Raw genomic sequence first — 20,577 nt, forward strand, 5'->3', positions numbered from 1 at the left:
ATATCCACATTATAATTTGACCTTCTTTGACTTTCAAGTGATTTGTATTGTTATTTTTAACCAAAACTGAAGTTTAGCCATAATGCAAAAAAGCTCGTCTTTGTTTGTACTAGCCTACATATATTGGAAAGGAAGGAGGAGATTAAGTGAAGACAAATTGGGGGGCAGCTTTCCAGATCGCTGCCGTTTATGTGGGAACCGTGGTGGGAGCGGGCTTTGCCACTGGCAGAGAGATTGTGGAGTTTTTTTCCCGATTTGGTTTTATCGGATTAATTGGGATTATAATGAGCGGCTATATCTTTATTTTTCTCGGTTCCAAATTAATGAGAATCTCTGCACGAATAAAGGCTGCATCATATCAGGAATTGAATGAATATTTATTTGGAAGATTTTTTGGTTCTGCCATTAATATATTGATGCTGTTTATGCTGCTGGGCGTTTGCGCCGTCATGCTGTCGGGAGCTGGTGCAGTGTTTGAAGAACAGATCGGCATCAGCAAAACTGCAGGGTTGCTCATAACGATAGGGTTAACGATTATCACAATGATAGTGGGCATTCGCGGATTATTCGCTGTGAATACGTTTGTTGTTCCAATGATGATTGCATTTAGCTTTATTTTATTGTTCATAAGCATGAAGCTTCCTAGTTTTGCAGATCAGGTTCTATTTATCCCATATGCTGAAGATGGATGGAAAGCAGTTGTGGCTCCGTTTTCATATACGGCTCTGAATTTGACATTAGCACAAGCAGTCTTAGTGCCTGTGGCTTCAGAAATAAATGATGATCGGACAATAAAGTGGGGTGGATACCTTGGTGGAGCCGCACTGACTCTTATCCTGCTTTCCAGCCATTTGACACTGATGATGCTCCCAAATCTGCAGGCTTATGATATCCCAATGGCCGCAATTGTGAAGACATTGGCATCATCTTTCTATTGGATATTTGTTTTTGTCATCTATGGTGAAATTTTCACTTCTGTTATTGGGAATGTGTTTGGGATCGAGAGGCAGGTAAAAAAATATATTTCCGTGCCGAGTATTATAATTGTGGGCTTTATCTTTATAGTTTGTTACTTTATCAGTTTGATCAATTACGGAACCTTGCTTTCCTATTTATATCCGGTTTTCGGATATGTAAGTTTGACATTTATTATTCTTCTGTGGATGAAACCATTTGATAATGGAAGTAAAGGCAAGAAAGCTTAAAAAAGCTAAATAAAGAGATCCGTTTTGCACGGATCTCTTATTCACTCCATTATTTTTGCGACTCCTCTTTCATAATGGTTTTCGCCATCTGAAGGAAAGCCTCTTCATGATCAGCTTCTTCCTTATTGAATAGGGTAAGCTTCAGTGAAAGATCTTCGTTTTTCACTAGATAGGCTGAAACCTTCTCGCCGTTTCCTTCAGCCTTCATAACATTAGCATCTTTGTAAAAATCATCTGAAGGAGCATCAGCTGTCTGCACATTTTCGCTAACAGCTCCTAATTGTGCTTTTGTGTTTTCTTCGATCATGTTCCAATCTGCATCATTCGGAAGAAGTTCAATACGCATGAATACCTGATCATTTTCTGAAAGGTATAAAACATCCTTATTAGGCTCCTCGGCAGTTAGTTCATAGGCGGGCAGAACGTACATAGAATAATTCTGATTATCACTATGTTTCAGGAAGGCAGTCTCTTCCTTGGCTTCACCCTCAACCGTATAAGTCATGTTCTGTTCAAGGATTCTGATTACGCTCTGTCCTTCATCCACAGTGCCCTCTTCTGCTGGATCCTGTTCTTCAGTTTGCTCTTGTCCATCCTGTCCATCTGAAGCTGTTTCTTCTTCATTTTGCCCAGGATCTGATCCATTGCCGGAATCATTCTGAGACGTGCCGCAGCCTGCCAGGATAACAGCAAATAAACCCAGAATTAACATAAATTTCGCCATGAATTTCATTAATGTTCCATCCTCCCGTTGTTACTTCTAGCGCTTTTGCATAATTAGACGTAAGTGGAATAAAAGAGTTACATATAAATTCCTATTAATTAGTACATTACCATTTATGTAAAACATCGACAAGACTCAACAAAAACTTTAAAAAAAGACAATCCATTAAGGATTGTCTAATCAACATTGAATCTGCACGTGGCCATTTTAATAAAAAGGGAGCAGGACAAACATCAATAAATCAAAAATCAGGTGGGAAACGATTACTAGCGGAATGCTTCTTTTCCATGCGTAAAGCCATCCCCAGAAGAGGCCTGCGATTAACGCTGCAAAGGCCAGCATCCAGTATCCTGAATAAAAATGAACTGAAGAATAGAGGAGAGACGATAGGAATGATGGATAACTTAACAGTCGTAAGTTTCATCAATCTCTTTTGAACGAACCCTCTCCAAAAGACTTCTTCTCCTGGAACAATGATTAAAATCAGCACAATATAGTGCCAGATAAAGGAAGGCGAAAAACGGCCATATAGTTTTTCAACCTGATTAACAAGGGGAAGATTGAGTATTTCAAATAAACTGTAGCCGGCCCAAAAAAGACCGTACAATAGAAAACCTGAAAGGGCCCCATAGGTAATAAATGTCCCAAATGAGGCCTTGTCTTCCACTTCCTCCATTATGATGGAATAACTGATTAGAAGCAGTAAAGAGGCAGAAAAGATATACCAAAAAATTGATTTATCCTGAAATGTAAAATACATAAGCAGATGAGCGAGTAATATCCCGCCAATAAAGCGGAGATCTGCGGCAACACTCTTCAATTTTTAATCTCCTTTCAATAAGAAAAGCGGAAGCGCCCTGCCCACCCCCAACAAGCTTATGAACTCGAGGGAGCAGGCGCTGCAGCTGGACAGTTCTCAAAGCAAAAAAACTTTCTTATCTATTAAAAATAACCAAACACTATTCTAACAAAAAACAATCCTAAAAAGTAAGGAAAAGATTTCTTTGGAAACGATAAGATAAAATAATGCAGAAATGCTAATCATAAGCCCATGAGAAGGGAGGTATGTATAATGACGAAATCAAAAAGAGAAAAAGAGCGTGCCTGGACGGTAAGAAAGCAGGATCAGCATCCTCATGGCAAAGTGAAATCCTTAAAAGAACTGTCAGGGGAAAAGGAATAATATCTTGGCCTCCTATTCAGGGGGCCGCGTATGTGCAGAATTCCAAGGCTGCGCCTGTTTAATTTGCAAACTAAAAAGAGGACGGTGGAGCAAAAAGCATCAAAAGGCTTGAATGGCAAAGATAAAATAAAAAAATAAAAAAAGCAGCAAGAGAGCTGCTTTTTTTAGACTCCGAAAGAATACGCTTTCATTTTTTCTTTTATACTGCTGATTCTCTTACTACCTTGTAATTTTTATGATTGACAACTGTTCTTTGATCTAATTCCAAATCACGGTAGTTATCCATATACGTTAAATCAACAATAACAGAATTCTCATTTACTTTTTCTACAATTCCCTGTAATCCGTCACGAAACTCAATAATATTGCCAACCTCTGCTTTCTTCAAAAAGCATCTCTCCTTTTGTCCATTTCTTTCGCTGGTAATAACAGTTTGCACTATATTATGAAATGCGTAAAGAATTTTGCAATTCCACTGATGCTTAGGTAATTTATTACAGCATTAGGTTGGTAATATTATACCAGATAAAAAAAATTTGTACATTCAAATTATTTAATATTCAGAAAAAATGATTGGTATGCAAATATAATATTAGATACTTCAAAATTGACAGCACTTTATTTATGATAAGGAAAGAATAGAAATAAAAGGAGTTCTGAGTAATGAATTATGAACAAATCCAGGAAGTGCTCGATCAATTAAAAAATGGAATCATTTCTGAATATCATGTTTCAAAAGATGACTTTCTTCCATTTCGGAGTGTCATAGTGAACAGGGAGGATTTTAAACACTTCCGCGGAGTTGCCCAAAGAGGCGGACACGTTATATATCAATATTTAGATTCGCCCCGGAGCTAAAAAAGGAATGACACTGAAATATAAAGCATAGGAAAGACACCTGAGCGTCTCAGGTGTCTTTCATGCATGCCTTTATGAAAAATTGAATAGAAAGATAAGCAAGCAGGGTATAAAAGCAATATTACAAGTTTGAAGGGAATGAAAAGGTATGAGCAAATTTAAAGGAAAAACGGTCATCGTTACCGGAGGAGCCAGCGGAATTGGCAAGGGAATTGCCGAGACGTTCGCAGCGAACGGGGCCAATGTAGTCATCGCTGACTTAGATGAGATGAAGGGGAAAAATTTAGAAGAAAGCTTGAACAAAAATGGACTTATAAGCATGTTTATCAGAACAGATGTTAAGAATGAAGCAGAAATCAAGGGACTTATAACAAAGGTTTATGATTCATTTGGAGCAATTGATGTTCTAATAAATAACGCTGGCGTCTCAAAGTTTCATTCATTTTTTGAACTGACTGTGGAATTGTGGGATGAAGTGATCAATACGAACCTTCGAAGTGTCTTCCTGTGCAGCAGGGAAGCTGCCAAATTGATGAAACAAGGATCCTGTATTATTAATCTCTCATCGACGAGAGCTGTAATGTCTGAAAGCAATACAGAAGCATATTCAGCATCAAAAGGAGGAATTATGGCGATCACCCATGCTTTGGCCAGCACGCTCGCTGAAAAAGGGATCAGAGTTAATTGTATAAGTCCCGGCTGGATTGAAACAGGAGATTATGAAAGTCTCAGGAAGATTGATCATAAACAGCATTTTGCCAACAGGGTTGGAAAACCCGGGGACATTGCAAGGACCTGCCTATTTTTAGCCGATCCAGAAAATGATTTTATAACAGGAGAAAACATAACGGTAGATGGAGGCATGACAAGGAAAATGATTTATGAACCATAATAACTGTCTATTTTCTTAATAATACGATATTCAGCACAAAAACTGCACCAATGAAAATAAGGCATAGCAGGATGTTAATCATTATTCTCGCCTCCTGTCTTAAAGACATTGTAAAATAGCCTCGTTAAATCGCGTTGAGTTCTTTGTAAATTTACTGTGAAAAATGATAAATAAGTTATAAACACGAACAGGCTCATATCCTTTAAATGCTTTAGAACAATTAGAGCGAGTGATTCTAGTGGGAATTACTATGATTATGATTTCATCCGTTTAATTTGCGGTGGGAATTTTGCTTGGGTATTGTATGTCAAGTACTCATTCATACCTATTAACGCCTGTCCATGTCCATATAGGTTTACTTGTGGCATTTCTGGCTTTATTATATAGAACTTCCAATCATCCTTGGTCCTGGTAACGGAGATTAATGCCTTTCTTCCTGGTACTGCTATTGGAGCCGCTATTACTGCTGCCGGAATTTTAATTTTCGTATGGAACAAACTGAAAACTTTATAAGCTGATTAGTCAGGAATTAGCGTATTGGATTTATTATTCATGCGTTTTTCTTTTTGTCAGGCAAACTATCAGATAATTGTAAATAGTAATATTTTTTAGTAAAATTATACCAGTCAATCTAAAACGCAGAGAGCAGCATGGAAGTGAACAGGAGGGCAAAAATGAAATATATGGACAAGCTTAAAACAGAAATTGGGAAAGTAATATCAGGGAAAGACCTGGAAATTGAATTGATGGCCATTTCCTTAATATTCAATGGCCATATCTTATTGGAAAGTGTGCCTGGAACTGGAAAAACAATGCTTGCCAAAGCATTTGCCCGCACCATTAATGGGGATTTCTCACGCATTCAATTTACACCGGATGTTTTGCCGAGTGATGTCACGGGTATACTTTTCTTCAATCCGAAAAATCAGGAATTTGAATTTCATCCTGGGCCAATTATCTCGAATGTTGTACTTGCTGATGAAATTAATCGTGCAGCACCAAGAACGCAGTCAAGTCTTCTCGAAGTTATGGAGGAGCGCCAGGTCACCATTGATGGACACACAATTAGACTTGACCCACCTTTTATGGTTATAGCTACACAGAATCCGGCTGAATCTCAGCAGGGGACATTTCCGCTACCTGTTGCTCAGCTTGACCGTTTTTTTATGAAACTTAAAATGGATTATCCTAGCAGGGAAGAGGAAAAGGCGATGCTTCAAATGTATCGAAGCGGTGCCGCTCCTTCGGAAGTCAATGCCATTTTCATCTTAGATCAAATCATTAATTTAAAGAAGGATGCCGGCAAAATTATTCTAAATGAGCCTGTTGAAGCTTATTTGCTGGATATTGTAAGGAAGACACGTGAACATGCGGATATTGTATTGGGGGTAAGTCCCAGAGGAATGCTTGCCTTAATGAAAGCTTCCCAAGGCAAAGCGCTTATGGAGGGAAGAAACTATGTGATACCTAATGATATTAAAGAAATGGTTCCATTTGTGCTTGGTCATAGGATTTTCCTTTCCACTGAAGCTTCTATGACAAAAAGCCCTGAGTCGGTTCTGAAAGAAGTGCTGGAATCTGTGCCAGTTCCTGTAGAGTCAGGTGCTCTCTAGTATGGAGTGGAAAAAGTATCATGCTGAAGACGGGTATTTGTCCCTTTCAAGTGTATTCTCCGTATTTTTATTAATAGCAAGCTTTTATTTAAAATCATGGGAAGTATTTCTGGCATCAATCCTTTTTCTGCTTATAATATCTGCCAATACATATTATATGAAGCACCTGGGGGAAAAGCTGAGTCTGCAAAACACGAAGGTCAGATACAAATTGTTTGCCGGACAAGAAGCAAAATGGATTTTGGAATTTGATAATAAAGGGCTTCCCATTTTAAAGGGAGAATTAAGGATTTTATTTGACGATTGTATTTGTCCGGTGGATCAAAATCTGGAGCCCAGGCTGGGGAATTTTGAGCTTTCTATCCCTTTTTCATTAAATCATAATGAAAGAAAAATAATAACAATCCCCATTTCTGCAAGGAAAAGGGGAGTTTCAAAAATAAGAAAATTGGAGTTATATATTCCTAACTTTATAGGTTTTGGAGAAACCATTCTTGAATATCGTGCTCAACTGCTGCAGGATGCATTGGTCTATCCAAGTCGTCTGCCAGTTAAAAATATCCTGTCACTCTTTACAGACCGCCCAGGCACTTTTCTTTCCGCCTATTCACTTTTTGAGGATCATTTTTCGCCAGCCGGAACAAGGCAGTATGTTTCATCTGATAGTTTTAATCGGATCAATTGGAAGGCAAGTGCGAGGAAACAGAGTTTGCAAACAAAGGTCTTTGAAAAAGCTGCGGAAACAGGCTGGAATATTTCGCTTAATGTTTCAGCTGGACATTCAATATCTGCACAACTGGAAGAACGCATCAGCAGCGCAGCAGAAATTGCCTATATTTGTGTTAAGGAAAATATCCCTTTTTCCATGTGTATAAATATCCGGACTGCTGGCAGCACTCCCTTTTATTTTATATCTGCTGCATCTGGAAAAGATCATCTGCAAAAGGTGCTTGAAATGCTGGCTGTTGTAGATAATCATTCTTCTATTTACCCTTATGAAAAAATGCTTTCCTTTTATGAAAGACATTTGACTAGTCAGCCTTATTTCCTTCATGCAGGAGAATTGAATCCAGCGGCTTCCAGCGCAATAACTAATATCAGCCGAAAAGGAGCATTTTTATTTGAACTGCAACTGCTTAATGAAGAAGCCGAATTGAGGCCGCTTCAAGTGAAAGCGAAGGAAGTGGCAATACAATGAAAAAAATGTTTGAAGTGAGTTTTCTTCTTGGCATTGAAATCATTTTTGGAGCACTAGTGTTATTCCCTTTTTATATGGCTAATGAAGCGGCTGTTCCTCTCACTGAATATTTTGTGCTTGTTTTTCCTGCAGGAATGGCCTTTATAATTCTGCTCATCAGATTTAGAGAAAAAGGGAAGGTTCTTTTTTTTCTTTTAGAGCTTCCTTTATTATATGTAATCGGAAATTTTCTCTCTTTTTCCTGGTTTTTTATAGTACTGATGAGTTTTTTGGTTTTTTGGAGAACTTATGTTCATTTCAATGAACATAATAACCGGCCTGAGGGCTGGTGGATTCTGCTTACGGTTTTCTTCGGAACTTTCCTGGTTATCTTTTCGGCCATAAAGGACGGTGCTTATACTGGAGAAATTGTGGGATTAATGATATTTGAACTGTTTTTTATCATCTCTGGAGGGTTTATAAAACGTATAATTGAATCGGATGCAAATGCGAAAGAAAAGAAAAGGTTTTTAATTTATTTCTTGTCACTGACTGCTTCAATTCTTGCAGTTGGCATGGTAGTTTCCTTCGGTATGGGAACTGTCAAGTTCCTATTCTTTGGTATCCTAAAATTAATTGCTTCTGCAGCTGCCATCATTGCTTCACCGCTGTTTAATTGGGCAGAGAAACAGGATTGGGCAGTGCATATGAAGTTCTTATCTGAGAATGAAAGCCGTGATAACGATGTACTCTTCAAGGAACCTGCTGATTTGGGGGAAAGCGGGCAATACATAGATCCTGCTGCCTTAATATCTATCCTGTTTATTATAGTTATCATTTTTCTGTTCATTTATATTTATAAAAAAACTATAAAGGTAAGATTCGTGAAAAATGGAGCTGTATTTGCCTCTTATAGTCAGCAGATTGAAGATGAAGGAACATTGCTGTCAAGGAGGTTTCAGCATATTGCTCCTGAAAATCAAATCCGTAAAGAGATTTTTCACCTGGAAAGACATGCAGCTAAATTTGACCTGGGAAGAAAAGAGTCCGAAAGCTTGCCTGAATGGTTTGATAGAATAGGGCTCAAGGACCCCGAAAAGATTGTAGATGCCTATGAAATAGTCCGATACAGCAATAACATGTCCACTCAAAGCGTTGAGAAATATAAACATGCAGTGGATCAAATAAAAAAAGAAATAAAAAGGATTCATAAGGAAAATTTGAAAAGGAAACAGGCAAAGAAAAACTCTAAATAAATAATGTGTATAGTCTTTTCTCATATGGGAAAGGGCTTTTTTAAAACCAATACAAGCTATTGCGATTAAAGGGATAAGCTAGAGGGTATACGGAAACTGGAAAAGGAGCTGCATATGACAACAGATTTGCTATTCGCAATAAGAGGAGTAAGGGTTAATAATATTTTGAATGTGGATCATCTTGACATAAGAAAAGAAAAAGTAACTTGTATTACGGGTGAAAGCGGCGCTGGAAAGTCAACTCTCATGAAATTGCTGAACAAAATGATTTCCCCGGATTCTGGTGAAATCTTCTATGAAGGCGCCCCGCTAAAAGATATAGATTCTGTCCAGCACAGAAGAAAGGCAGTCATGCTATCGCAGGTTCCATTAATATTTCCTGGCACAATAAAAGATAACTTGATGATGGGTTATATGCTCAACGGATCTAAACCTGATGGTGATGAAGTACTTAAGCAGGCACTACATAATATGCAAATGACTAAGGAGCTTGATGAAGATGCAGGGACTCTTTCCGGCGGGGAAAAACAGCGGCTGGCATTGGCAAGAATTCTGCTTCTTGCAGCTGATGTCTATCTGCTGGATGAACCGACTGCTGCATTGGACGAAGACACCGAAATGATGGTTTTGGGTCATTTTATCGCGGAAATTAAAAAGAAGCATGCTTCATTAATCATGATTACTCACTCCAGGAAAGTCAATGAGCAATATGCAGATGAAAGGATTGATTTATCCCAGCTGCCGTTCAGGGAGGAGATGGAGAAGAATATCTAAGGGGGATTATGATGGAAAATAGCTCCATTATTGATATTGAATTTTGGCGGCTAATATCAGCTTATTTATTTGTGCTTCTTCTTATCATTATCTTTAAAGTGAGAGGAATCGCCCGTGAGAAAAAGCTGACTATTGCAGCTTTCAGAATGACACTTCAGCTCGTAATTGCAGGCTATGTATTAACCTGCTTGTTTGAATTTTCCAATCCGCTGTTGACATTAGGTGTTATCTTGATTATGGAAGGTTTTGCTATTTATACAATATATAAACAGGCTGGAACCAGGCTTTCAGTAAACCTTAAGAAAACCATTGCGATATCCATGATAGCCGGTACATCCTTTTGTCTTGTGTTTTTTAATTTTGTAGTTATTCATTTTGAGCCGTGGTATGATCCACGCTACTTTATTCCAATAGCAGGGATGATAATTGGCAACTCCATGACAGGCATTACTTTAAGTGTAAAGGAGCTTCTAAATTCCTTTACAACTCAAAAAGATATGATTGAGGGTGCACTAATGCTTGGCGCTGATCCAAAAGCTGCAGTTAAGCCATATGTTAATCATGCTTTTGATTCTGCTGTTCTGCCGACTATCAATAATATGCTGGGAATGGGCATCATATTTTTGCCTGGGATGATGACAGGGCAGATTCTATCAGGAGTCAGCCCATTGCTTGCGATTGAATATCAGATTGTTATTCTGCTGGGGATATTGGGAAGCGTAGGTTTATCGGTAATCTTATTCATCCTTCTGGCTCATAGGAATTTTTTCAATCTGGATGCCCAATTTTTTCCGGAAGGAAAGAACTAGATTGCTTAATAGCCTAAGCTCACAGCATTTCACTCTTCTGGCCCGCATATAATGAAAAAATCAATCAAAAAGGCGGGATAAAATAATGAAAGTTGAATCCGAAAAAGCATTAAGAGTGAAAAGTTTATCTCAAGATATTTTAGAGCATCTGATGGAAGACAGCACTTCTTATAATCATGAAGACTTGAAACATGTCATAGAAATGCTTTCGCGATCCGTATCGGATCTTGCCACATTGTATACGGACCGGGAATGCGATCATGAAACGGCTCTAAAGGGAACCATTTCAAAAATGCGAATCAGCTATAATGTACTTCAATACAAAGAAACTTCAAAACTGGTTAGAAAACAAGATAAGTATCATCCACAGCCATAAATCAAAAGGAATATTGGATCTGAAACATTAAGTAGAAATCATTGGCAAATGAAAGCGTTTTACTCAAAAAAGTGTGAACAAACGTGAAAAATTAAGGGTTTTTCATTGTCTAAATGAATGTGAAATGCTATTCTTTTGTCTGAGATGTAAGTTGTCCGATGACTTAATTGCAGCCAGGTAATATTTCCTGATTTTATGGAAGTTTTCAAAGTGCAGAGAAGCTTCGAGACGAAGTGATTTTATTAATTTTTCTCAGCCTTTTTGAACAACTATATACATGAATAATAGGGCGTTGGAAAAAATAAAACAGCATATAGGACGAAATATCCGGCATCATTACTGTTTCATCCTGCTGCTGATTTGCAGAATAAGTTCCAGTTCCCGTCTTTAAGTTCGTGAGGCAACGCCTTGCACATCTTAATACAATCATTAATAAGAAGGAGATTGATCCCATATGGTTCAAAAACAATTTAAAGTAACTGCAGAAACAGGAATTCACGCTCGTCCAGCTACAATGCTTGTACAAGCTGCCAGCAAATTTGACTCAGAAATTCACCTTGAGTACAAGGAAAAGAAGGTAAACCTAAAATCAATCATGGGTGTTATGTCTTTAGGTGTTGGACAAGGTGCAGATATAACTATTATTGCTGAAGGCAGTGATGAACAGGATGCCCTTAACAGCCTTGAAGAAACACTGAAAAAAGAAGGTTTGGCTGAATAATGAGCTTTTTAAATGGAATTGCGGCGTCAAGCGGTATCGCAATAGCGAAAGCATACCGTTTGGTTGAGCCGGATCTCTCTTTTGATAGAAAGACAGTAGAAAATGCTGAACAAGAAGTGGAACGCTTTCAGTCGGCATTAGCTGAATCTAAAGGTGAATTGGAAGTCATCCGCGATAATGCCCATAAAGAACTTGGGGCTGATAAAGCTGCTATTTTCGATGCTCATCTTCTTGTATTAAGTGATCCGGAATTAATTTCGCCAATTGAAGATAAAATCAAAACAGATAAAGTAAATGCTGAATCTGCTTTAAAAGAGACAGCAGATATGTTCATTACAATGTTCGAACAAATGGACAATGAATACATGAAAGAGCGTGCAGCGGATATCCGTGACGTAACAAAACGCGTACTTTCTCATTTGCTTGGAGTGCAAATTGCGAATCCCAGCATGATTGCAGAAGAAGTAATCATTATTGCTGAAGACCTGACCCCTTCCGATACTGCTCAGCTGAACCGCCAGTTCGTAAAAGGTTTTACAACTGACATTGGAGGCAGGACATCTCACTCTGCCATTATGGCCCGTTCCATGGAAATTCCAGCAGTAGTGGGGACAAAGGAATCCACAAAGCAAATTAAAAATGGTGACCTGGTTATCGTGGATGGATTAAAAGGTCTGGTACATATTAATCCGACCCCAGAGGCCATCGCCGAATACAAAGAAGAACACCGCAAATTCGAGGATCAAAAAGCTGAGTGGGCAAAGCTAGTAAACGAAAAATCAGTTACTGCTGATGGCCATCATGTTGAATTGGCTGCCAATATCGGCACTCCAAAAGATCTGAAGGGCGTAGTTGAAAATGGCGGAGAAGGAATTGGCCTTTACCGCACGGAATTTTTATATATGGGAAGAGACCAGCTTCCAACTGAAGAGGAGCAGTTTGAATCCTACAAAGCTGTCCTGGAAGGAATGGGCGGAAAACCGGTTGTAGTCCGTACGCTTGATATTGGCGGGGATAAAGAGCTTCCTTATCTAAATCTTCCTAAGGAAATGAACCCATTCCTGGGCTTCAGGGCGATTCGCCTATGTCTGGAAGAACAGGATATGTTCAGGACACAATTAAGGGCTTTGTTAAGAGCAAGCACTTATGGAAACCTGAAAATCATGTTCCCTATGATTGCAACTCTCGATGAATTCCGTCAGGGCAAAGCAATCCTTGAAGAAGAAAAACAAAAGCTTATAAGCGAAGGCTCACAGGTTGCTGACAACATTGAAATTGGTATTATGGTTGAAATTCCTTCAACTGCTGTTATGGCTGAGCAATTTGCTAAAGAAGTTGATTTCTTCAGCGTAGGCACAAACGATTTAATTCAGTACACAATGGCTGCAGACCGAATGAATGAGCGTGTTTCTTATCTTTACCAGCCGTATAATCCTGCAATCTTGCGTTTAGTTAAAATGGTTATTGACGCAGCACACAAGGAAGGAAAGTGGGCAGGCATGTGCGGTGAAATGGCTGGGGATGAAACTGCAATTCCATTGCTGCTGGGATTAGGACTTGATGAGTTCTCTATGAGCGCTACGTCGATCCTTAAAGCTCGTTCTCAAATCAGTCACCTAAACAAAAAAGACATGGAAGCACTGGCTGAAAAAGCGCTTCATATGAATACAGCAGAAGAAGTAGTCCAAGCTGTAAAAGAAGCAGCGAAACTGTAATTAAATTGAAATAATTAAAGAGTTTTAAATATAATTTCCCGGGTAAATAAGAAGTAAGCACTTAGGTCAGTCTTAAGTAAGCTGATCATTCTCATTTTCCCCCCTTTTTAAGCCGGCCAATAATGGCCGGTTTATTTTTTATCCTTCTCCAGTCGAAACTGCCATTCAGCCTTAAGGATGACGGCAATCACATCTTATGATTGTTATCCGGAATCTGAAACTCTCCTATAATAAAGCTACAACATAAAAAGGAGAGATGGAAAATGGTTACCATGATAATCAGCTTTCTCTTTCATGACCGATATAGATGTATTAAAGATAAGCAGAAAAACGACTTATATGAGAAGCAGAGCTCATTTTTAAGCCGTGTCCTCCACTAAAGAAGCCCGGAAGGGTTTCTTTTGTATTTTGTGAGCTTAAATTAAGGTAACGTTTTAGTTTTATAATTGGGGTTTATCTTAAGGCGAGAATGGAAAAGGTGATGAAAAAGGAGGAATTCTTATGAATAAAAAGCTCATTTGCCTAATCCTTACCGCCATATTAGCCCTGTCTTTGTCAGGCTGCATGCAGGGTCCCCAGGACTCAATCGTTAATAGTCATGCTGAAGCCTTGCTGACTAAAAACAATGAGCTGCAGTTCCGGTTTAAAATTAATGATAAAATCCTTTCAGAAGAAGAATTATACAAAGTAAAAGTTTCCATACATAATGAAAAACTGGCTGCTGCCCTGGGTACGGATGAGTTTGTATATGGGGAGGACACGATAATCGACGGGGAATATATAGAAGTCAATAATGAAAAGGGAAACTTTATTTTTATGAATCCCATTCCTCTTACACAGGACCTGCATGTTTTCGAAATAGAAGAAATGATCGTGAATGAAGATGCGGTATCTGTAGAAATCTTAAATGAGGAGGTAGTGATCGCTAGAGCATTCTTAAATAATTTTTCATCACAGCTTTAAATAGAATCAAATGTGATGACAGGAGTTTTGTTTTTATCTAAATTGGGTAATATTAATTACGCGCATAAAATTGGGGATGGACCAGGTATTTGCCTGGTCTTTTGTCTTTATTGGGACATCTAATATTTTTAATATGAGAAAAGGAATGGTAGAATTAATATAAAAAATTCAGATATTTAAAGGGAGCGGGTACGTTGATTTCACCTGAAAATACAGTTATCGGTTTTGTGGGAACAGGGGTTATGGGCAAGAGCATGGCGGGACATCTGCTGAAAGCAGGTTATCCATTAGTTGTTTATACAAGAACCAAAGAAAAAGCTTCTGAACTAATAAAACATGGGGCAGAGTGGGCTGAGACGCCGTTGGAAGTTGCAAAGAAGGCAAATGTCATAATTACGATTGTTGGTTATCCGGCAGATGTAGAGGAAGTGTATCTTGGGGAAAATGGCATTATCACAAATGGCAGAGAAAATACATATGTAATTGACATGACCACCTCGACACCTACATTGGCCAAAAAGATATACGAAGAAGCAGGCAAAAAAGGAATGCATGCAATAGATGCCCCTGTTTCAGGGGGAGATATCGGCGCCAGGGATGCAAAGCTTTCAATAATGGCCGGAGGAGACAGGGACGCATTTCTGGCTGTGGAGCCGATTTTCAACCTTCTCGGAACAAATATCGTTTATCAAGGAAAAGCAGGAGCCGGACAACATACGAAAATGTGTAATCAAATTGCGATTGCATCAAATATGATCGGGGTGTGTGAAGCGGTAGTTTATGCTGAAAAAGCAGGTTTAGATCCAAGGACGGTGCTTCAAAGCATATCATCTGGTGCAGCAGGCAGCTGGTCACTATCAAACCTTGCACCTAGAATAATTGATGGCAACTTTGAACCCGGCTTTTATATAAAACATTTTATTAAGGACATGAATATCGCCTTAGATGAAGCAGAAGCAATGGACATGATGACTCCAGGGCTTGCTCTTGCAAAAAAAATGTATGCCGAGCTTTCTGAAAAAGGGGAAGAAAACAGCGGTACACAGGCGTTATATAAATATTGGGATAAGTAATTTGCGCCCGTTAATGAATAAAGCCCCCTTTTTCACTTCAAACTAATAATGAAAGTGAAAAGGGGGTTAGACAGGTGGCTAAAAAAAATAAGAAAAACGATCCTCAGCAAAAGAACAAAAAAGGCTTCGATTCCGCTGTCATTGATTCTGAATTCTCCCACGAATTTGGAAGTGCTGACACAAATAAAATTCATAAGGATAAAGCCAAAAAGGAAAAAGCATCAAAAAACAACGGGCACTATCAGGGGCAGTAAGGGTGATAAAGGCAGGCAGGAAGCCTGCCTTTTTGCTTTGATTGAAATTAGAAGCAATGAATATACAAACAGCGCCATTCCTACTAAAAAGGAAAATGGCGCTATTGACTGAGTGATTCGCTACAATATACCCTCCAGATACTTTTCAATCCGGTCAAGCCCTTCTTTTAATGTATCCATGGAATATGCAAAGGAAATCCGGAAATAACCTTCTCCATATGAGGAGAATGCACTGCCTGGAACTACTGCAACTCCTGCTTGTTTAACGAGAGAAAGGGCAAATTCAAAGGAGTTCATTGATACATCTGGTATTTTTATGAAAAAATAAAATGCACCATCCGGTTTGACTACATCCAGGTTCATTTGTATTAATCGTTCATATACATAATCACGGCGTTTGGCATATTCATTCCTCATTGGCAGGGCGTCGTTGATTCCTGTTGTCAGCGCATCAAGAGCTGCCATTTGGGAGACAGAAGCTGCACATGTCACATTATACTGATGCACCTTCAAGATATGTTTAGCCAGGTTTTCCGGTGCGAATAAAAGACCAATGCGCCAGCCTGTCATTGAATGGGATTTTGAAAGTCCATTAATTACTATAGTTTGCTCCCGCAAAAGGGAGGCGATTGAGTGGTGTGTTTGATCATAGATCAGTTCGCTGTAAATTTCATCAGCAAGGATAAAGATATCTTTGCCTTTAACAAGAGCAGCAATTTCCTCAAGCTCCTCCAAACTCAGACTGACACCTGTCGGGTTCGAAGGATATGGAAGAACAATACACCTTGTTTTATCACTCATATGTTTTGCAATTAAATCCGCAGTAAATCTAAACTTGTTTCTGGAAATATCAGTATGTACCGGAACTGAACCGCAAAGCTTTATGATTGGCTCATAACCGGGATAAACAGGACCAGGCAGAATTACTTCCGATCCTTCATCCAGAATTGTACGGAATGCAATATCGATAGCTTCACTTGCCCCCGATGTCACAATGACTTCTAGTTCAGGGTTATATGTAAGGTTATATTTTGTTTTTACAAAAGAAGCTGCAGCTTCCCGCAATCGAATATCGCCCGCATTGTGTGTATAGGAGGTAAAGTTCTCGTCGATTGCCTGTTTAGCTGCTTCTTTAACATGTAATGGCGTCGGGAAATCAGGCTGTCCAATTGTAAGAGAAATCATGTCCCTGGTGCCGGCAACCATATTGAAAAACTTTCTGATTCCGGAAATTTCAATGTCCTTCACTCTTTGGTTAATTAAATGTTCCAATGTGTTCACCTCGCATAATCATAATGTATATTCTATCACTTTGATGCGGGAGCAAACAGAAAAAAATAAAACAGGCTCTGAATTCTATTCAGAGCCTCCAAAAATAAAATTAGTATCCGTAATCCCAATCGACTTCGTCTTCATGCCATAATACCGGGGATACAGCACCAAAATCGATTACTTTATTTTCTATATGGCATCGGCAATGTTTGTCGCCGCATTGATCTTTCATTTCCTCAAACACAGAATGCTCCACATTTTCCAGGATTGTAACTTTATGTTCATCATGGTAAAGGATTGCTGTACCTTTCATGCCTGATCGCACCTCTTTTTTAATTTATGTAAAACTTACTTTCAGCTTTACAAACTTATTTTATGACTTGGTAAAAACAGTGTCTACACTGTTATAAGACTGTTCACAAAAAAGTCAAGATGAAAACGTTTTAGAGGAATTTTTGTAAAAAATAAATGAGTGTAAAAATTTACAAATAGTTGAATATAATTCATTTAGAGATTAACATTAGTAGATAGTGGAAACTGCATTTTTAGTTTGTTAGTTTTCCAGCTGAATAAATAAAGGAGGTTTTAAAGTGGAGACATCTTTAGAGAAGCAGCCTTATGAAAGCACTAAGGAATATGAGGAGTATGGCGGGTTCTGGCTCCGATTTGCGGCCTATTTAATCGATTCTATTATTGTTGGAATTCCGCTTACAATTCTAAGCATTGTTATCTTTATGATTTTCTTTGGCACTTCTGACGCTTTTAATACGATGATAAGCGACCCATCTTATATGGAAACAGAAATGACCAATGAAGAAGCTTTTGCATTCATGGGATCTTATTTTGGCGCACTTGGAGTAACCTTTCTTGTCAATCTTGTCGTTGCTGTTGCCTATTTTGCAGGCCTGCACGCATCCAAATGGCAGGGAACTGTGGGCAAAAAGCTGCTGGGATTAAAAGTGACTGACTTAAATGGTAACCGTATTTCTTTCTGGAGGGCGCTTGGAAGATATTTGGCCATGGCCATTCTGTCTGGAATTTTCCTTATTGGCTATATCATTGCGGCCTTTACAGAGAAAAAACAGGCATTGCATGATTTAATTGCAAGCACAGTCGTATTAAAAAAATAAGGTATTTGGTAAAGTAGTTACTTTATTACTGAATAATAAGTTTAAAAAACGAGTTGATCTTCGCTGTGGGCACTTGATCCTCGAAAATGCTGACGCATACCTTCGTGCGGGATTCATACAATGAAGCTTAATCAAGGTCCTGCGGGAAGTGAGGGAATCCCCGCAGACGGAGCCAAGGAGGCTCTCATTCCTCCCCTCGGGTTCGCTGAATGTCCCATGCTGAAATCAACGGGCAGTATTCATAAGCAAAACGGTATTCTATGCAGATAGACCAATAATAATTCTTAATTAAGCTGCTGGGCAACTGAGTTGCAACGCAGCTTTTTTTGGGGTCAGCAATAGGAAGGATTTATTATCTGCATGCAGAATATATTTTTAGGAAGGGAGGATGAAAATGAAGAAGCAAGATATTGTTACTCACTACGAATCATATTCTGTATGGCTTGAGTCGATAAAAGATCTTGGCCGTGAAAATTGGGTAAAGCCTGTCTCGGATGGAAAATGGCCGGTTGCGGCAGTAGTTGCCCATCTGTTATTTTGGGATAAATATTCTCTTGAACAGCGTTTTCCATTTTTTAAAGAGGGTGCAGTACTTGAGAACTATCCTGATTTTCAAAGTGTGAATGACGCTGCAGGAGAATACGCTAAAAAGCATGCACAATTAGAGATTATTGAAGAACTTTTATCAGTACGGAGTCAATTTCTTCAGATGCTTCAAGGCATGTCAGAAGAAAAACTGGATACAGCTTTTAAAATCGGCGGCACCAGCTTAACTGTGCGCGATTATTTTGCAGACTTTATAGAACATGACATTCACCATAAAAAGCAAATAATGCATGCAGCCGGCATCAGTGTATAACACAGGCTGGCAGTCCGATTTTACTGTAAAGTAAGATGCTATAACGTCATGCAGCAAAACAGGCAGAGGCTCCTGATCGGGATGATGCACTCAATAAAACAAAATGCCCAAAAAAGAAGGCACCATCATTGCGGCAATACGGGAAGATTCTGCCTGTTCATTTAACTCCTCCCCTGTTTTGGCCTTCACAAATTAATTGCTTTTTGTTCATTTCTTTTCGCTTTTCCCCTCTTTAAATTAATTTCTGCCATTATTGCATAACAAACTTATCTGAATATTCATAAAAATTTCAAAAATGTTGCATTGAATAAAATTTGGTAAAATAAAAGGGTTTTAAAGAAAGGTCTTGAATAAGGATTAAGGTATTTTTTACCTGAAGGAGCTGATGACATGGAAATAGAAAAAACGGAGCTGCAGAAACAGGGGAATTTCAATTCCTGGCGGCTGTATATGACATTGCCCATTGTATCATGGGCACTTTACGATTTTGCGAATACTATTTTTTCCTCAAATATTAATACCATTTTCTTTCCTTTTTACCTGCAGGAAGTAATAGGAGAGAATGAAGTTTTGAATCAGATAGCGAGCACCTTTATTTCTTATTCAAATGCGCTGGCAAGCTTTTTTCTTGTCCTGTTCTCTCCATTGTTTGGGGTTATGATAGACAGGACAGGAAGAAAAAAGAAATATATAGTAATCTTTACGCTTATTACTGTAATGGCGACCATTTTAATGGGGGTTTTTGCATCAAGCCAGATTAGCGGGAAAATATTTGGGCTTCCAGTTTATCTTGCACTCGTTATTATATGTTTTATTATTGCAAAGTTTTTTTTCCATTCCAGTCTGGTTTTTTACGATGCCATGATTTCCGATTTGGGAACAAAGCAGGATATACCGCTGATTTCAGGCTTTGGAGTGGCTGTTGGCTATATCGGAACCCTTGTAGGGCTGACAGTTTATTTATTTGTAGGAGATGACGGTTTTCACGAATCTTTTATACCAACTGCTATATTATTTCTGCTGTTTTCTTTGCCGCTGTTTTTCTTTGTAAAAGATAAGCCTTACCAGGCAAAAGAAAAACAAAAATTTTTATCAGGCTATAAGGAAATTTGGCAGACCTTTAAAGATATGAAACATTATAAGGCGATTTTCACTTTCATGATTGCCTATTTTTTTTTAAATGATGCAATTGCCACAACGATTGCCATGATGGCTGTTTACGCAAAAACCATTGTCGGCTTTTCAACTGGCCAATTCATTTTGCTATATCTTGCTTCAACGGTGTCCAGTATAATTGGTTCTTTTGTATTTGGATATATTACCAAGGCGAAAGGGCCCAACAAAGCGGTTAAATACGTTGGGATCCTTCTTCTTGTTGCTCTGGCAATTGCTGTTGGGGCTGTCAATGAAATCATGTTTTGGATTGCGGGCAGCATGTTTGGCGTCGCTCTGGGGTCCATGTGGGTTACCACAAGGACTTATATTGTGGAATTGACTCCAGAAGATAAAAGAGGGCAGTTTTTTGGTTTGTTTGCATTTTCAGGGAAAGTATCTTCCATAATCGGACCCGTTATTTATGGAAGCATTACTTTGATCTTTGCCAGCTATGGAAACCTGGCAAGCAGACTTGCTTTAGGTTCATTGATGATATTAACTATAATTGGACTGCTTGTTCATTCAAAAATTAAGGATGACAGCATTCCTGAATAGGTATGCATCTGTA

Annotated in this window: 22 protein-coding genes and 1 pseudogene; 18 read left to right on the top strand and 5 right to left on the bottom strand. The window is 38.7% G+C overall.

The window, feature by feature from the left end:
* Nucleotides 1-146 precede the first annotated feature (146 nt).
* Complete coding sequence (locus AC0VZ9_RS08870; protein ID WP_009331032.1) at nucleotides 147-1,205, top strand: YkvI family membrane protein; 1,059 nt, start codon at nucleotides 147-149, stop codon at nucleotides 1,203-1,205.
* 49 nt (nucleotides 1,206-1,254) lie between these two features.
* Here the strand turns inward: AC0VZ9_RS08870 and AC0VZ9_RS08875 are convergent, their stop codons facing one another.
* Together AC0VZ9_RS08875 and AC0VZ9_RS08880 are read right to left on the bottom strand one after the other, a co-directional pair.
* Entirely contained in the window at nucleotides 1,255-1,938 is a 684-nt protein-coding gene (locus AC0VZ9_RS08875) for a hypothetical protein (protein WP_475397274.1), read from the bottom strand.
* Nucleotides 1,939-2,136: 198 nt separating this feature from the next.
* A pseudogene (locus tag AC0VZ9_RS08880) lies at nucleotides 2,137-2,689 on the bottom strand (lysostaphin resistance A-like protein).
* A 312-nt stretch (nucleotides 2,690-3,001) separates the two neighbouring features.
* Between AC0VZ9_RS08880 and AC0VZ9_RS08885 the strand changes: the two are divergent.
* Nucleotides 3,002-3,112 carry a DUF6254 family protein gene (locus AC0VZ9_RS08885; protein WP_019381647.1) on the top strand — a complete coding sequence of 37 codons (111 nt, stop codon included), beginning with the start codon at nucleotides 3,002-3,004 and terminating at the stop codon, nucleotides 3,110-3,112.
* A gap of 199 nt (nucleotides 3,113-3,311) precedes the next feature.
* On the opposite strand, the gene AC0VZ9_RS08890 is transcribed toward AC0VZ9_RS08885, so the two are convergent.
* Nucleotides 3,312-3,500 (bottom strand): YkvS family protein, encoded by a 189-nt coding sequence (locus AC0VZ9_RS08890; protein WP_009331029.1) that lies wholly within the window; start codon nucleotides 3,498-3,500, stop codon nucleotides 3,312-3,314.
* A gap of 275 nt (nucleotides 3,501-3,775) precedes the next feature.
* On the opposite strand from AC0VZ9_RS08890, the gene AC0VZ9_RS08895 reads away from it, so the two are divergent.
* The 13 genes from AC0VZ9_RS08895 to AC0VZ9_RS08955 all read left to right on the top strand — a co-directional run bounded on the left by AC0VZ9_RS08895 (nucleotide 3,776) and on the right by AC0VZ9_RS08955 (nucleotide 15,593).
* Entirely contained in the window at nucleotides 3,776-3,970 is a 195-nt protein-coding gene (locus tag AC0VZ9_RS08895; protein WP_475397275.1) for a hypothetical protein, read from the top strand.
* A gap of 148 nt (nucleotides 3,971-4,118) precedes the next feature.
* Entirely contained in the window at nucleotides 4,119-4,862 is a 744-nt protein-coding gene (locus AC0VZ9_RS08900) for an SDR family oxidoreductase (protein WP_217030205.1), read from the top strand.
* 674 nt (nucleotides 4,863-5,536) lie between these two features.
* On the top strand, nucleotides 5,537-6,475 hold the full coding sequence (locus AC0VZ9_RS08905; RefSeq protein ID WP_475397276.1) for an AAA family ATPase: 939 nt from the start codon (nucleotides 5,537-5,539) through the stop codon (nucleotides 6,473-6,475).
* 1 nt (nucleotide 6,476) lies between these two features.
* A complete protein-coding gene (locus tag AC0VZ9_RS08910; protein ID WP_009331025.1) occupies nucleotides 6,477-7,673 on the top strand; it encodes a DUF58 domain-containing protein in 1,197 nt (398 codons plus the stop codon).
* Nucleotides 7,670-8,908 (top strand): hypothetical protein, encoded by a 1,239-nt coding sequence (locus tag AC0VZ9_RS08915; protein WP_009331024.1) that lies wholly within the window; start codon nucleotides 7,670-7,672, stop codon nucleotides 8,906-8,908. Before AC0VZ9_RS08910 ends, AC0VZ9_RS08915 begins: the two co-directional genes overlap by 4 nt.
* A 114-nt stretch (nucleotides 8,909-9,022) precedes the next feature.
* Entirely contained in the window at nucleotides 9,023-9,682 is a 660-nt protein-coding gene (locus AC0VZ9_RS08920; RefSeq protein WP_009331023.1) for an ABC transporter ATP-binding protein, read from the top strand.
* 11 nt (nucleotides 9,683-9,693) lie between these two features.
* Nucleotides 9,694-10,491, top strand: coding sequence for an ABC transporter permease (locus tag AC0VZ9_RS08925; RefSeq protein WP_009331022.1), 798 nt, complete (start codon nucleotides 9,694-9,696; stop codon nucleotides 10,489-10,491).
* 85 nt (nucleotides 10,492-10,576) lie between these two features.
* Nucleotides 10,577-10,867, top strand: coding sequence for a hypothetical protein (locus tag AC0VZ9_RS08930; RefSeq protein ID WP_009331021.1), 291 nt, complete (start codon nucleotides 10,577-10,579; stop codon nucleotides 10,865-10,867).
* A gap of 454 nt (nucleotides 10,868-11,321) precedes the next feature.
* Complete coding sequence (locus AC0VZ9_RS08935; RefSeq protein WP_035328512.1) at nucleotides 11,322-11,588, top strand: phosphocarrier protein HPr; 267 nt, start codon at nucleotides 11,322-11,324, stop codon at nucleotides 11,586-11,588.
* Complete coding sequence (gene ptsP, locus AC0VZ9_RS08940) at nucleotides 11,588-13,303, top strand: phosphoenolpyruvate--protein phosphotransferase (RefSeq protein WP_009331019.1); 1,716 nt, start codon at nucleotides 11,588-11,590, stop codon at nucleotides 13,301-13,303. The genes AC0VZ9_RS08935 and ptsP overlap by 1 nt, the downstream gene beginning before the upstream one ends.
* A 501-nt stretch (nucleotides 13,304-13,804) precedes the next feature.
* On the top strand, nucleotides 13,805-14,266 hold the full coding sequence (locus AC0VZ9_RS08945) for a hypothetical protein (RefSeq protein WP_009331018.1): 462 nt from the start codon (nucleotides 13,805-13,807) through the stop codon (nucleotides 14,264-14,266).
* A gap of 194 nt (nucleotides 14,267-14,460) precedes the next feature.
* Nucleotides 14,461-15,339, top strand: coding sequence for an NAD(P)-dependent oxidoreductase (locus AC0VZ9_RS08950; RefSeq protein WP_009331017.1), 879 nt, complete (start codon nucleotides 14,461-14,463; stop codon nucleotides 15,337-15,339).
* A 74-nt stretch (nucleotides 15,340-15,413) separates the two neighbouring features.
* Nucleotides 15,414-15,593 carry a hypothetical protein gene (locus tag AC0VZ9_RS08955; RefSeq protein WP_009331016.1) on the top strand — a complete coding sequence of 60 codons (180 nt, stop codon included), beginning with the start codon at nucleotides 15,414-15,416 and terminating at the stop codon, nucleotides 15,591-15,593.
* 120 nt (nucleotides 15,594-15,713) lie between these two features.
* On the opposite strand, the gene AC0VZ9_RS08960 is transcribed toward AC0VZ9_RS08955, so the two are convergent.
* Together AC0VZ9_RS08960 and AC0VZ9_RS08965 are read right to left on the bottom strand one after the other, a co-directional pair.
* Nucleotides 15,714-16,865 carry an aminotransferase A gene (locus tag AC0VZ9_RS08960; RefSeq protein ID WP_009331015.1) on the bottom strand — a complete coding sequence of 384 codons (1,152 nt, stop codon included), beginning with the start codon at nucleotides 16,863-16,865 and terminating at the stop codon, nucleotides 15,714-15,716.
* 109 nt (nucleotides 16,866-16,974) lie between these two features.
* A complete protein-coding gene (locus AC0VZ9_RS08965) occupies nucleotides 16,975-17,178 on the bottom strand; it encodes a hypothetical protein (RefSeq protein WP_009331014.1) in 204 nt (67 codons plus the stop codon).
* 277 nt (nucleotides 17,179-17,455) lie between these two features.
* Between AC0VZ9_RS08965 and AC0VZ9_RS08970 the strand changes: the two genes are divergently transcribed.
* The 3 genes from AC0VZ9_RS08970 (at nucleotide 17,456) to AC0VZ9_RS08980 (ending at nucleotide 20,564) form a co-directional block, all read left to right on the top strand.
* Nucleotides 17,456-17,995 carry an RDD family protein gene (locus AC0VZ9_RS08970; protein ID WP_019381654.1) on the top strand — a complete coding sequence of 180 codons (540 nt, stop codon included), beginning with the start codon at nucleotides 17,456-17,458 and terminating at the stop codon, nucleotides 17,993-17,995.
* A 394-nt stretch (nucleotides 17,996-18,389) separates the two neighbouring features.
* A complete protein-coding gene (locus AC0VZ9_RS08975) occupies nucleotides 18,390-18,854 on the top strand; it encodes a DinB family protein (RefSeq protein ID WP_019381656.1) in 465 nt (154 codons plus the stop codon).
* A 390-nt stretch (nucleotides 18,855-19,244) separates the two neighbouring features.
* Nucleotides 19,245-20,564: an MFS transporter gene (locus tag AC0VZ9_RS08980; protein ID WP_009331011.1), complete on the top strand. Its 1,320-nt coding sequence runs from the start codon at nucleotides 19,245-19,247 to the stop codon at nucleotides 20,562-20,564.
* Nucleotides 20,565-20,577 lie beyond the last annotated feature (13 nt).

This window comes from Cytobacillus sp. QJM3NY_8, from assembly GCF_056173585.1.